Annotated in this window: 8 protein-coding genes and 2 pseudogenes; 6 read left to right on the top strand and 4 right to left on the bottom strand. The window is 36.3% G+C overall.

Annotation, left to right across the window (positions count from 1 at the left end; translation table 11 throughout):
• The first annotated feature begins 51 nt into the window (after positions 1-51).
• The 5 genes and pseudogenes from WN948_RS14145 (at position 52) to WN948_RS14125 (ending at position 7,693) form a co-directional block, all read left to right on the top strand.
• On the top strand, positions 52-3,126 hold the full coding sequence (locus tag WN948_RS14145) for a PGF-pre-PGF domain-containing protein (protein WP_342304819.1): 3,075 nt from the start codon (positions 52-54) through the stop codon (positions 3,124-3,126).
• Between the two features lie 348 nt (positions 3,127-3,474).
• Positions 3,475-4,260 (top strand): annotated as a pseudogene (locus tag WN948_RS14140) (IS5 family transposase); the annotation flags it as partial.
• A 532-nt stretch (positions 4,261-4,792) separates the two neighbouring features.
• Entirely contained in the window at positions 4,793-6,325 is a 1,533-nt protein-coding gene (ltrA, locus tag WN948_RS14135; RefSeq protein ID WP_342304721.1) for a group II intron reverse transcriptase/maturase, read from the top strand.
• Positions 6,326-6,424: 99 nt separating this feature from the next.
• A pseudogene (locus WN948_RS14130) lies at positions 6,425-6,553 on the top strand (IS5/IS1182 family transposase); the annotation flags it as partial.
• A 312-nt stretch (positions 6,554-6,865) separates the two neighbouring features.
• Positions 6,866-7,693, top strand: coding sequence for an integrase (locus WN948_RS14125; protein ID WP_342304818.1), 828 nt, complete (start codon positions 6,866-6,868; stop codon positions 7,691-7,693).
• A 261-nt stretch (positions 7,694-7,954) separates the two neighbouring features.
• Here WN948_RS14125 and WN948_RS14120 read toward each other — a convergent pair whose 3' ends face one another.
• The 4 genes from WN948_RS14120 to WN948_RS14105 form a co-directional block, all read right to left on the bottom strand.
• Positions 7,955-8,572: an HNH endonuclease gene (locus tag WN948_RS14120; protein ID WP_342304817.1), complete on the bottom strand. Its 618-nt coding sequence runs from the start codon at positions 8,570-8,572 to the stop codon at positions 7,955-7,957.
• A gap of 1 nt (position 8,573) precedes the next feature.
• Positions 8,574-10,019, bottom strand: a complete 1,446-nt coding sequence (locus tag WN948_RS14115) for an AAA family ATPase (protein ID WP_342304816.1) — start codon at positions 10,017-10,019, stop codon at positions 8,574-8,576.
• 325 nt (positions 10,020-10,344) lie between these two features.
• The gene (locus WN948_RS14110; RefSeq protein WP_342304815.1) at positions 10,345-10,608 is read right to left on the bottom strand and encodes a hypothetical protein; all 264 of its coding nucleotides are present in this window, start codon (positions 10,606-10,608) and stop codon (positions 10,345-10,347) included.
• 43 nt (positions 10,609-10,651) lie between these two features.
• Positions 10,652-11,278 (bottom strand): hypothetical protein, encoded by a 627-nt coding sequence (locus WN948_RS14105; RefSeq protein ID WP_342304814.1) that lies wholly within the window; start codon positions 11,276-11,278, stop codon positions 10,652-10,654.
• 488 nt (positions 11,279-11,766) lie between these two features.
• On the opposite strand from WN948_RS14105, the gene WN948_RS14100 reads away from it, so the two are divergent.
• A complete protein-coding gene (locus WN948_RS14100) occupies positions 11,767-14,430 on the top strand; it encodes a phage/plasmid primase, P4 family (protein ID WP_342304813.1) in 2,664 nt (887 codons plus the stop codon).
• Positions 14,431-14,500 lie beyond the last annotated feature (70 nt).

The following is a 14,500-nucleotide window of genomic DNA, read 5'->3' as shown; positions in this document are numbered from 1 at the left end:
TGTTAATATATATAGACATGCACAAGAGTATCTATAAATTATTAGAATGTCATGCATGAAGGAAGGATTATTTTGAACCTGAACAGAAAAATAATTATGGTACTATTGAGCATTTTTATAGTAATATCTTTTACACATACTGTAGGAGCTGAATCAACTAAAACAATTACGGCAGTGTATGATAACTTTTCAGATGTATCCAGATTCCAATTGAATGGACAAGCATCTCAGCAAAGTAATGTACTGCGTTTGACCCCCAGTTCAGAAAGCATTTACGGAAGCGCATTTCTTGAGAAGAAGATTGGCATTGGAGAAGATAGTTCATTTAGTACTTATTTTTCCTTCCAGATAAGTAATACTGCAAACGATGGTGCAGACGGGTTTGTTTTTGTGATCCAACCAAATTCGAACGACCAGGGCAGCGTTGGAAGGGGTATAGGATATGGCAATATAGACAATAGTATAGGCATAGAGTTCGATACCTGGAAGAATAATGAACCTGATACTCTGGATATCTCAGGAAGCCATGTTGGAATCGATAAGAATGGTAATGTGACCTCCTTAAACAGCACACCCCTTGTAGGCGATCTTGACCTTGCCACCACAACAACCAAACATGCATGGGTAGATTACAATTCAAGTACTAGCATAATAGAAGTAAGGGTCAATACAACAAGTGTAAGGCCATCTACTCCAGAACTTGTTTATGATTTTGGAGAACAGGATCTGCGTGACATAATAGATGGTAATGAGACCTATATTGGGTTTACATCCTCAACAGGTTGGGCATATGAACAACATGATATTCTTTCCTGGTATTTCTCAAATGAACATGATCCAATAGATGTGAATGAATATTCATATACAGAGGCACCAACACAGGTGCTTATGGCACTTAATCCCGGCAATTATACAACTAATTGTAATGTGACAGCTACTGTAAGAAACTCAGATGGGAATACCGTATCAAACTGGCCGGTCACTTTCACAGCAACTAACGCAACCTTAACCCCAAGCACAGGAACCACGGATTCAGAAGGAAATGTCACTGTTGCCTTCTCATATCCTGGAGATGATATAACTACAATACAAATAAAGGCAACATCAGAGGGAGGAGCATACGAAGAATATCTATTAAAGACCGTAAATGAGGCACCTTCCACTCCCGGAGAATTTATCTCGCCTACAGGCACTCAGATAATCAAAGGCGGGGAGACACTTACTGCAAGATGGGGAACATCAACAGACCCCGAAAACGATGCAATCAAATATGATCTTTGGTTCTTTAATGGCACATGGATGAAGATAGGAGATATGCTGAGCATTAATACCAGTTCATTCACTTTGCCGGAAGACAATACTAATGATGCTGTGTTCCGTGTTTATGCAAATGATACAATAAGCAATTCCTCTGCTAAGGATGTAACATTTTCAATAGACTCAAACGGTCCTGCATACAGCTGGATAGAAAAGGTCCTTAACGCCAGCACAGGCGAGAATGTTACTGTCCTGATTAATGTTACAGACAATGCAGGTGTTGACTGGTGCAACATAACAGTCGACGGCGACGAGTACCAGATGAATGAAGAATCCGGAAACTTCTCATGGAACATTTCAATCCCTGCAAGTGATTCCGGCACACTTGTAAGTTCTATAGCTTATAATTGTACCTTTGGCGATACGTTGGGTAACCTAAACAATACAGGAAATGAAATAATCAATGTCAGTATTCTACCTATAGCTGACTTTTCCGCAAATATGACGAGAGGAACACAACCGTTAGGAGTTGCTTTTACTGATAATTCATCAGGACTTGTCGCTAGCTGGTTGTGGAACTTTGGTGACGGAAACACCTCCACAGAGCAGAGCCCGACAAACGTGTTTGGAGAAGGTAACTTCACAGTAAGTCTCACTGTTGAGAACAGTAATGGCACATCTACAGACTACCTAAACGTCAGATGCGCTGCTGAGCCTACATACATATTGTCACCGGAGGATGAGGAGACTACATCGATATATGGAGATGAAGCAAATTTCAGCATTGAAAGCACTCTTTTCGCAAGTTACGAATGGTTCATTGACGGTAATCCTATAAACGGTAGTGGTGTCACATTATACAACAATACAAATGATTCATCAAAGCTGTCATATTGTCTCATAAACAGCAGTGAATACATCAACCAGACTGATTTCTTCATGGGCATCTACAATGTATCTGTAAATGCCAGTAATAATACGATTGGAAGGACGGACACTTTCTCATGGGAATGGACCGTTACAGAATCCTCTGCAACTGATATTGAAGATATAGAGCTAATGATAAATAAGACTCCGCAGATAACTGTTGTTGGAAGCAATAAGAGTGTGAATTTCAATACTACCAACAATGAAGATGAGGACAGCAATGGAATTCCATGCAGTATTATAGGAGCATCTTTCAATACAACCAACAACACCGATGGAATACAGATAAAGCTAGAAGTGTTAAACACTTCTTTAATGAACGAGTCGAGCATCAATTTCTTGGCTGACTCCGTCTATCAATACCTTGATATTAGTTTTAATAATTTGACTCTAGCCAATGATGGAAGCAACAATCGCAGCATTGCGTTTAGGGTTCTCAACGATAAGAACGGAGGTACGCTGATCGTTAGTACAGTACGTCTCAGACACTGGGACAATCCAGAATGGGAATCATACACTCCTGATCTCACCGGAAATGATGATACATGCTCCTACTTTATTGTCAAGAACATATCAGGTTTTTCACCATTCGCAATTACATGTGATTACCAGTATAGCACCTCCACTCCTATTTCTTCAAGAGACGATGGAATGTCAGTCTACCTGAAGAATCTGCTATTTGGAGATGACTCAAAAGATACAGAAACGGCTGTAGAATATGAAACGATTATAAGTAGTGATTCTGATGAAACTACCATCGCCGAAGATGCTGATGCTGTCATTGAAGCAACTGAAGAAAATATGGTATTAGAAGGAGAAGATATTGAGATACCTACAGATGGTGACAATAAATGGAAGTTCTTCGGAATTATATTTGTTCTCCTAGTGGCCGCATTGCTAGGTATGTTCTGGAAAAAGATTAATGGAAGGGAAAAATTATAAGATTCAGCCTTAACAGAGCAAATATGAAGAATGGTCCTAAGAGGAACCTTAAGACCATACCTTTCTTTTTTGATATAAACTAAGTTATTTGAAATATGCTTGTGATGGCTCTGTAGAAAAACTATCAATATCAACAGGGCAAACTAGGTAGTTATTACCACAATTGAGTAATACATTTCAAATTATTGAATACTCAAATCATCGACCAAATATCGAGGATTTCTACAGAGCCATGTTTTGGGCTCTGTAGAAAACCTACTTCACATTTTATTTTAGCATAATAATTTAAAAAGGATAAATCCCCTGATTATTACTTGCGATAGAAACACAAAAGGGGATGATTGTGTTTTGCCTAACAAGTACTTAAAGTTTGTTGATACAGCGCTAGCTGTATCAGGAAACTCACACCTTCAGATTTATAGTTGTAAATATTCTAAAAGAAAATATACCCAACACCAGCTATTGACATTGGTTTTGTTAAAAGAATATCTTGATGAAGATTATAGAGATATTGTTGAACTTGTAGAAGTGATGGATAAAGTTAAAGCAAGAATTGGATTAAAAGAAGTTCCACATTTTACTACACTGCATAAATTCATTACAAGAATTAAATCTATCTACTTCACTGGATTATTGCAGCAAACACTAAAACTATTCTATTCACGCGGAGAGCAGATAGAGATTACTGCTATTGATTCAAGTGGGTTTACTAGTGGCCACTGTAGTTACTATTATTCCTGGAGAACAGGAAAGAAACGAAGATCTTTCCTGAAAACAAGTATCTCTATTGATACTGCAAAGTTCATTGTCACTGGTTTTAAAATATCAGGTAAACCTGTGCATGATGCAAAACATGCAATGAAATTACTGAAGCAATGCCATAAAACTCGCAAATCAAAGTACTATGTGATGGACAAAGGTTACGATTCAGAAGACATACATTCACTAACAAGAGAGCAACTAGATTCGATAGCTATGATTCCTTTGAGACAAAGAAAAAGGAAGAGAATCAGAGGCAAATATCGCAAAAAAATGGTATGGGAATTTGACAAAGCATTGTATCATAACAGAAATTTGGTAGAAACGATGTTTTCTGTTTTGAAAAGAAAATATAGTGAAGATATCAGGGCTAAAGTGTGACAAGAAGTTACAATATGAATTGCTTAACAGCTATTCCTTCCATTCGGGATAATCCTACTGTGGGATGCATAGAATGGTAACATCATTGTGTTAAGCTCACAGGACAATGTGGAAAGCAAGGAATTCCAATCCTTGACTATCTGCTAGGATAAGGAAACTATGAAGAGTATAATGCAAATCATCGTAAGGGTCGTTATGATTGATAAGCGAAATGGAATGATACGCTTAGACCAAAAGGTATGGAATCAGGCCATAATGGTTTTTTGCACATTATGGAGAATGGACACAGATTCCCGGCCTATAGATGGCTTCTAAGGTTTCCGTGATTATTCATATTATAGAACTTGGTAAGTCCCATGTGCTCCTGTAAAAAAAAAAAAAAGGTAGTTAATTCGTGAGAATGAACAATAGCACAGGGGATAAAGGAAACGGTAGAAAGCAAATGGCAGTCTGTAATGGAGTGCATAGAGGTTCAAAATTTGCCTTGTCCCGAAAGGGAGCAGACTTACCGTAGGTGTTCTATTACATGAAAGGAGGCAAACTTATGAATGCAAGATACTCGACTACACCATCAGGTGAGAGGCTTGCAGACAATTCAATCCCATTCAAGTGGGAGGACATCGACTGGAAAACAGTCGAAGGGAACGTTAATGAGCTGCAAGCCCGAATTGTAAAAGCGGTTAGACAAAAGAAGTGGCATTTAGTTAAACGACTACAATACCTGCTTACCAATTCTTTTCATGCCAAATTATTGGCAGTAAAGAAAGTAACACAGAACAAAGGTAAAAGAACAGCTGGAATCGATGGAGAAAAATGGACAACATCCAAATCTAAGATGAAAGCCGTTCTAGAACTGTCTGGTAAGAGCTACAAAGCTAAACCATTGAGAAGAATCTATATTGAGAAACAAGGAAAGAAGAAAAAACGACCATTAAGCATTCCTACAATGTACGATAGAGCAATGCAGGCATTATATGCTTTTGCTTTAAGCCCAATAGCAGAAACCACAGCAGACAGAACATCATTTGGATTCCGTAAATATCGAAGTTCAAAAGATGCAGAAGCTCAATTGTTCGCATGTCTGAGTAAAAGAAACTCTGCTCAATGGATTTTGGAAGGCGACATAAAAGGATGCTTTGATCATATAAATCACGAATGGCTCTTGAACAATATTCCTATGGACCGGTCAATACTAAAGCAATTCCTTAAAGCTGGTTTTGTGTATAATAGACATCTGAATCCCACCAAAGCAGGTACTGCTCAAGGTGGAATAATATCTCCAGTACTGGCAAACATCACATTGGACGGTATGAAAAATGCAATAGCATGCAAATATCATACAAACAGGAAGGGAACTATTAACAAAAAAAGTTATAATTCCCATAAAGTCAATTTTGTGAGATACGCAGATGACTTTATCGTCACTGCTGATTCAGAGGAAGTGGCTAAAGATATTGCTGAGGTTATCAGACTATTCTTGAAAGATAGGGGTTTAGAACTATCTCGTGAGAAAACTCTTGTTTCACACATAGACGATGGATTTGACTTCTTGGGATGGAATTTCCGGAAATATAATGGTAAACTTCTAACCAAGCCCTCGAACAAATCTATTGAGAATATCACAAAAAGCATTAGCAACGTGATTAAGAAAGGTAAAGCTCGGTCTCAGAGTTCTCTCATTAAGGAACTCAACCCTATTATCACTGGATGGAGCGAATATCACCGTTCAGTTGTCTCTAAAAATACGTTCAGTAAGCTTGATTCCAGATTATGGGATATGCTATGGACGTGGGCTAAAAGGCGGCATCCAGATAAATCACACCACTGGATAGTAGATAGATATTGGCATAGGGTAGGGTCAAGGAAATGGGTATTCTCCACAGAAGGGCTTAAACTCAAATCTTTTGCACATACAAAGATTGTAAGACATCCACGCATAAAAATGGATAAGAACCCATATGTAGACAAAGAATACTTTAAATGGAGAATAAGCTATCTGAGAAAACAGAAACTAGTGGCGTCGAAGCAAAATATCATGGAAAGTCTAACAACTGCCTGATACTTAAAGGGTTATAGAATGCTTGAGCCGTATGAAGAGAAATTTTCACGTACGGTTCTTAGAAGAGGGAGGGCGAGTAATCGCTCTTTCTTATTCGACAAGTATTGGAATCAAGTGAAAGAAGTCAAATTCAAGATATTAGTCCATAACCTTGACAGGTATGTCAAGGTTATTTTTATTATTCAAATGAGGATTTCTACAGAGCCATGTTTTGAGTATTTAATATAAACTCAACATATTAATTAAATAAAATTAGTATCCAAAGACAATACTATTAACGCTGAATCCAGTCATATTCAAACCCCGCCTCATCTAGACGCCCATATCCACTCCATTACGCATTGTGAGATTGACGAAAAGAAACTCTCTAAGAGCTTAGAATCGGAAAAGAAGTATGGTGGGCCCGATGAGATTCGAACTCATGATCCTCGCCGTGTAAAGAAGGCCATTGATAGCGATTCCGAGGTATATTCCCTCGAATGTCAAGGCAGAAATCAACCTACTGCGGGGGAAAAACTGCAACCTGCTTTATTAAATGATATGTGGGCCCACCATAGAGATTCTTTCAAGGATTGGCTATATTCAAGAAGTATCTCTGAAAGAACCAAAAAAGACTATTACAGATCCCTAATCAAATTCTTCGACACTACAATTGTCCACAGACCACAGGACTTTCGTACAAAGCAACTTGGCGATAAGGCAGAGCGTGGACTTCGAAATCTCTTGAACTACTTTGAAGAAGAAGATATCGATGATGTGGCTAACTACAGCATTGAGAAATGGAGAAGATTCATCAAGATCAAGCAATCTGGTGTGGTTGAAATCTATGTTACAGATGAAGAGGTACAGGAAGCATACAATGCGTGTGCAGAGGATGTTAAACCGATCTTAAAATTACTGATATACTCAGGTAATCGACTTAGCCACATTCATGCTATGCTGGAAAACTTCAATGAACGCAACATAGTAATTGATGGTGATATTGCCCATTATCCAACATCTTCCTTTTCAAGTGGCACAAAGCGAACATTCCAGATATTCTTTCCAACATCTTTTGTCCCTGAGCTCAGAGAATTCAATAATCTATATTCTTATGATTCCTTGCTGAAGAAGACAAAGCATGATCGTGTTTCTTCAAAGACCATTCGTAAATGGCATCTTAACTTGATGGTAGCTGAAGGTGTGACTGAGAGTATTGCTGATTTTATTCAGGGTAGGGCACCTGTGACTGTGGGCAGTGCTCATTATTTGAATAAGGTAAAAAGAGCGAAGGAAGAATACAGGAGGATTGTGGGGAAGTTTATAGTTGATGATCAATCTGGACAAATTAACTTCAAGCTAGGAAATACTCATGGAGAAGAGAATTAGAACACATAGAACAGCTGGAACATTTCATACCTACAAAGTGTGATTCATAATATGAGTAGTACAATGCATTATCTTATCAAATCATGGTATTAGTATAAAGGTAGAATCATACCCTGAATTCTATCTCTGTGTACTTAGCAAGTATTGTTTATTCCGTATATTTATAATGCCTGTCAATGTATCTGCGACTATGAGGAGTATGCTAATAACTTTGGAATTGGCAAAAAGCATACCTTTTTTATTGAAAAATGCAACAGTATTTTAGAATAAATTGAATATTGAATCGGGAACATCATTATTTTCATTTTTTGCTAATTGCATTGACCATTTTACATATTCGTCAGGTTGATTTTGAATTGATGAATTGACTATCATTTCTTCTGTTATTTGTAACAAATTCAGATCATATATCTCAAAAGTTTTTTCAGCTTTTGAAGTAACTAACCGCAAAAAAATATCATCTTCAATTCTGACATGATCAGAGTAAATATCATAATGAGGATGGATAATAGTAAAACATTGACTTTCTTTAGGGTAAGTATTTGTGGTACACCCATCTTTTAATGTATCTTCATTTTTTTTACTGTTGTTGCACTTATAACAACAGACGGCTAAATTCCTTGGTTCGAACATAAATTTAGGATGCTTTGATTTTGGTGCAATATGTTCAATTGTTGTATTTTCTTTATCTTTGATATTTAATTTGGATCGGCAAAAGGGGCAAATACCTTTTTGTTCAGAGTACAAATAATGTTTAATATTTTTTTTAACATTCTTATACTCTTTTTTTTTCCAATTCCGATAATTATCTGGATGAACCATACTCAATGTTTTTAAATCAGTTTTTGTATAAGAATAGGGAGTTTTAATAAGAACCATTTCAATCAAACTTCCCAATAATCTTATCAATAATTCTCTTCATAGGATCGATTTCTTTTAAGTTGGTATTGATTTCTTTTAGCTTCCTAACTCTTTTTTCAATTTCATCAATATCTCTATTTTTTTGACTTATCGCTGAGAGTATTTCTCCCACTTCATTTGCTAAATAGTAATTTCTTATTGTTGGCACTTTAAAGACATTATATAGAATGTCTTCTGCGGTCCAACCATATGTATTCTCTTTATGAGTGATAGCTTGAATTCCTTTATCCGATTCAAATCTCAATGTAATTATTGAAGATGAATCCTTTTCAAGATCTGATATCATAAAATGAGAATGTGTTGCCAAAATAAAGTGGCAGGATGAATAGTTTGAAAAAATATTGTTTAAAGCATATATATATTTCATTTGCCAGTTTGGATGTAAACTGATTTCAGGTTCATCAATTAAAACTAATGAATTATCTTTTATGTTTGCTATTATTCTAAACATTGAAAAGATAAAATGTGATTCACCTGAACTAGCATCAGTTAAACCAAATGTCTGTCCTTTTTTTACTTCGATAACTGGGGACGAAACCAGCCTTAATTTCTGTAGAACCTGCAGTAATTCATGCTCTTTTTGATGATTTTTATTAAATCCATTTTCAGATAATATGTTGTATTCAATAAATTTATCATTTGCACGATTATTAAGCAACCTTATAATATTCTGTATTTCTTCATTTGTCAAACTTTTATATATTGTAGACAGAGGTGCTTGACTATTAGATTTTGTTTCTAAATAGGAATGGAGGTTTTCTATACTTGCTTCTTCGCGTAATCTCTTTGGGATTCTTAACTTATATGTTATTTTTAAAAAATGATCATATCCTAAAAACTCTAATGTTTTCTTTAGGTTACAAATAAATGTAGATCTATCTGTAGCTTCCAAAATTTCGTTTGCTACATTTTTTGCAAAACCTTTTGTAAATGCTGCATTTTCTACCGATCTAATCCCAAGGTACTTATAAAAATCATTATTACTGTACAAGTGTTTATCGTTAACCATAAAAGAAGAAGCTAATAGTCTGTTTGGCAACTCTAAATTATCAATTTTAATGACTTCATAGTTCTTTAAGCATTTTTTATTAGCCTTCCCTCTGCTTGCAACAACGTAAACATTATCATTTATTTGATATTTTAGTTCATAATTATATTTTGGTATACGACGTGTTCGTAATTCTTTGTCAGGATACTTATGTGATTCCAATTCTTTAAATATGTCAATAATTATCCTTAATATCTGACTTTTTCCGGTACCATTTGATCCGATGATAAGAGTAGTAAATGGATTGTTCAAGTGATTAGAATATTTTTTATCTTCAATAAAATCAATACTTATTTTATTAAGAAATTGATGATTTTCGATTTCAAGTTTAATTAATCTAAAAGATTCATTTTTCATTTTATCACTAATCATAACTTCTTTAATATTATAAAAAACATTATTAGTTGCCTATAATTATTAGTACACCATACAATCGGATTCTTAAAGGTATGATAAAGATTAGATTCTCAATTAATTAACCTTGTTATGACATACAATTTTCACGTTATATATATCCCTCCTCATCCAGGTGTATTCAAATGTAGCGATGATTCAATTTTAGATATGATTTGAGGGTGCAGGTGAGTTGTGGGAATTTTGTATTTAAACCCATAATTACAACTATTTTTGTTTAAGATTACATGTTTACGTCATAAAATACTAAAACATTTAAAGAGATACTCTAATCATTGAATGAATTTTCATCACCGATTTGTTCATCTTCTCCATCAATACTTTCATTAAACGATTTGACAATATCACTTATTGTATCTTGTACAAGAGTAAACTTTGAATCATCAGTGTCACAAGAATCAAAAATTAGCTTCGGTTTCTCAGCAATAAGATAAGTCAACTCTTCTACATATTCTGAAAAATCAACATCTCCACCTGTTTTAATTTTTATTTTTTCTTTTCTTTCACTTTTAGGTTCAAAAGAAAGAATCAAATCTTAATCTTCGATAGACGCACTAATTGTGATTGTATCCATGTCATTCACCTTTGTATAATAATTTTTGAATGTTGTATTTTCTCGCCCTGTTATCAAATATGTATTCGCCACCATCCAATATACTACAAATTTCTTTTTGAGAGGATACATCTTCAAGCTTTATTTGTTTGTACGAAATCATGTTGTTATCATTTTGAGCACAAATAATTGATTCAGCATCTCCATAAACAACAATTGCAGGGTTGTGTGTCACTAGAAATAGCTGTTTTTCAAACTTTAGTTCTCTAATAAAATTCACCAATTTTTCTGCTATGAACTTATTACCCAAGTTGTCTTCAGGTTGATTAATAATTATTATGTTAGATGAAGGATTATCAAGGATTTCTTGGAGGTATTTTTCAGAATTATATCCAGGACTGTTATCTTTTGAATTTGAACCATCATTGTATTCCAAAAAGCCGTTTGGATCATCAAAACAGTTGAGTAAATTTTTTAGCTGGCTCTTAACCTTTTTCTTCAAGCTTTCAGGGTCATTGTCTCCATGAATTTTAACCGTACACTTTTCATATAGTAAATCAACCAAACAAGTATACAAAATTGGACTATCACAATCTTTTATACCATCAATAATTAGATCTCCAATATTTTCAGTTGAATCAACCTCCAAGCAAAGTCTACTGCAAGAATCTAACTTAATTTCTTCTGTGTGGGAGATGTTATAATTTTCCAGTCTTTCATAACATTGTTTATATTTTTAACTAAACCAATACCATTGTATAGCACCATTTTTTAACTTTTTTACATTTATATACCTGTACACCAATCTCTATATGGAGATATACATATGTTGAGACGAAATGTACAACAAATAAAAGATAGTCACCTTGTAACAATTCCCGCACATTTGTGTGCATTAATGGGGATTGAAAAAGGAACTGTTATGGACATTGAATTGAATGAGAACAAAATTGTTATGACACCAGTTACCTCGACCCGCCAAGATCAAAAGGTAACTGGAGTTCAGACACATCCCAAGAGGAGTGCCAATGAATAATACAACCTCTCATATTATAGAATCTTCGCTCTTTTATCGAAATAAGAGCTTTGTCAAGGCTATAAGTGAGCCATTAACTGCTTTTTTATGGAGAGGTTGGTATGAATTTCAACAATTTTCCTCCTGAATTAAATGAGCTTCCACAATGGGTAATGTGGAAACTGGAGTATAGACCTGAGCAGGCTAAGCCTTCAAAGATTCCGTATACGGTTGATAATATTCGAGCCAGTGCTACTGATTCAGATACATGGAACATGTTTGATAATTGTATCGAAGCACTTGAGACTGGATTGTATCATGGGATAGGATTTGTTTTCTCAGAAGATGATGACTACATAGGTGTTGACTGGGATAATGTCAGGGATCCTGAAACAGGAGATATTGACCCTGAGGTTATACAAGAGATCCGTGACTTGGACAGCTATGCGGAAATATCACAGAGTGGTACGGGACTGCATGTTATAACTGTAGGAAAGAAACCAGGGGAACGCTGTAGGTCTGGTTGCAGGGAAATGTACGATAAGGAACGTTTCTTCGTGATGACGGGGAATCACCTTGAAAATACGCCATTCGAAATAAAACCCGCATCATCTGAAGTTCTAAAATCCATATACCACAAAATTGCTCCAGATGAAAAGGAGAAAATGGAAACAAGTAAACCTGTGGGTGGCAGAAAGGTATCTCCTCCGCTTACAGACGAAGAAATCTTTTCACTATGCATGGGAGCAAAGAATGCCAACAAATTCGAAGAATTATGGGATGGTAGCACATCAGGCCACGAAAATGATGATAGTAGGGCAGATTTGGCATTATGCACTATTCTAGCTTTCTATACCCAGAATTCCGCACAGATAGATCGACTGTTCAGAAAATCGAAGCTATACAGGTCAAAGTGGGAACGCAGTGATTACAGGGGCAGGACTATACAAACATCCATCGGCGGTTTAACAGAAGTATACAATCCTTGTATGCAAAATCAAGATGGTGCTGGAGGATGTGTACTCTTCGGTGAGAAAGGAAAATTCCTCCCTTCCGAGTTGGCCAAGGCGCTCATGAAGGAGATGAATATAGTCACCTTTAACGATGACCGTGCATCTGTGTACTGGAATGGCAGATATTACCAAGAAGGTGCTGACAACCTGATAATGGCTCGTGCACAGGAATTGCTGGGGAAAGATAGTACAAAGCATAGGGTTGCTGAAACCCTGTTTTACATCAAAAACGATACTCTGGAAGAACGTAGTGTATTTGACAAGCAAACAGGAGAAATCAATCTCCAGAACGGTGTCTATAATATATACTCTCGCGACTTCCGTGCACACAGCCATGAGGACAGATTTACATATGTTTTGCCATTCCCATATGATAGGAATGCAACATGTCCGCAATTCGATACTTTTCTGAATGAAGTGCTGGAGCCAGAGTATATTGCCACGGCATACGAATGGATTGCTTATGGCTTTGTTCCGGGATATCCGATTCAGAAGTTTCTGTACCTGCACGGAGATGGTGGTAATGGTAAAGGTGTGTACCTTCAGGTGAACACTGCCATGTATGGGTCAAAAAACGTGTCTTCACTTTCTATGCAGGACATAGAAAATGATCGTTATTCCAAAGCTGAGCTGTTTGGAAAACTTATGAATGTATGTGGCGATATGTCAAACCAGCAGCTTAAGGATACCAGTACAGTGAAATCACTAACCGGCGGGGATGAGGTCACTGCAAGGAAAATATATGGGAAACCGTTCAAATTTATCAACCGTTCAAAGATGGTATTCTCCATGAACTATATACCTGAATCGCTGGATAACAGTGATAGCTGGTACAGGCGATTTCTTTTAATACCGTTTAAAAGGCGTGTAGTTGGTAACGAATGCACGGAACTTGATTATTACAAGAAATTGACGACCCCAGAGGAGCTGTCAGGCATATTCAATAGGTGCATGGAAGTTTTGCCTGCTCTTTTGGAAAGGGGTGATTTTTCGTGTTCTATGGGTATTCGCAAAACACGGACGTATACACAAGAGAGATCCAATCCAATAGCTGCTTTTGCAGATGAATGTGGCCATCTGAGTGAGGATAATGAAGTACCAATAGATGAAGTCTATGCAGCTAACATTCGGTACTGCCGACTGAACAATATCACAGTTATAGATAGAAGAGTGTTCGGCAAGAAATTCAGAGGGTTATACAAGGGCGAGATAATATCCACAAGACCATATGTGAACAAGGTCCGCCTAACATGCTATAAAGGATATGAATTGAAGAACGGGTGGCATGGCCTCAATGCTGAGCAGGAAATAGAAGCATACGAAAATTCCCGTGAGAATGGTCACATCAAAAGAGGAGGCGGTCAGGACCCGGTCATAAAAAAAAAATCTGTTTTTCCCGATACTGATGATACAATTGAGCATTCTGGTCATAACAAATCTTTAATAATTAATAATCCGAGACAAGATAGTAGTAATTGTGTTAGTAGTGGTATAGTAGAAAAAATAGTGCAAAATGATATGACCAATGTGATCAACGAAAAAAATGAAGGCATTGATTACGATAATGAAAATAAATCCTTGTGTCCTTCATATGACCAAGAAGATTCTGTTGTGACCAAATATCGCACATGTCAAGAATGTGGCGAGAAAAAATGGGGGTTCGTGGCGATACACGATAATACTGGATGCAAGCACATCTGCATATTGTGTTATTCTCGATTGTGGAAAGAACGTCAGGCCAAGAATTCCAATAATAAAGATATCAGGGGGTGATACTGAACACTCCCAAGCGATCATAATCAACAATTAACCACGATGTGGTAATTTTTCCAACAGATAAGAG

This window comes from Methanolobus sp. ZRKC5 (assembly GCF_038446525.1).
Classification (GTDB): Archaea; Halobacteriota; Methanosarcinia; order Methanosarcinales; family Methanosarcinaceae; genus Methanolobus.
This window is presented reverse-complemented; position numbering and strand designations above follow the sequence as displayed.

Excerpts from the sequence above, each read along its gene's own strand:
- WN948_RS14145 (WP_342304819.1), top strand. The coding sequence starts at position 52 with ATGCATGAAGGAAGGATTATTTTGAACCTGAACAGAAAAATAATTATG.
- WN948_RS14115 (WP_342304816.1), bottom strand. The coding sequence starts at position 10,019 with ATGAAAAATGAATCTTTTAGATTAATTAAACTTGAAATCGAAAATCAT.
- WN948_RS14120 (WP_342304817.1), bottom strand. The coding sequence starts at position 8,572 with ATGGTTCTTATTAAAACTCCCTATTCTTATACAAAAACTGATTTAAAA.
- WN948_RS14125 (WP_342304818.1), top strand. The coding sequence starts at position 6,866 with ATGTGGGCCCACCATAGAGATTCTTTCAAGGATTGGCTATATTCAAGA.
- ltrA (WP_342304721.1), top strand. The coding sequence starts at position 4,793 with ATGAAAGGAGGCAAACTTATGAATGCAAGATACTCGACTACACCATCA.
- WN948_RS14100 (WP_342304813.1), top strand. The coding sequence starts at position 11,767 with ATGAATTTCAACAATTTTCCTCCTGAATTAAATGAGCTTCCACAATGG.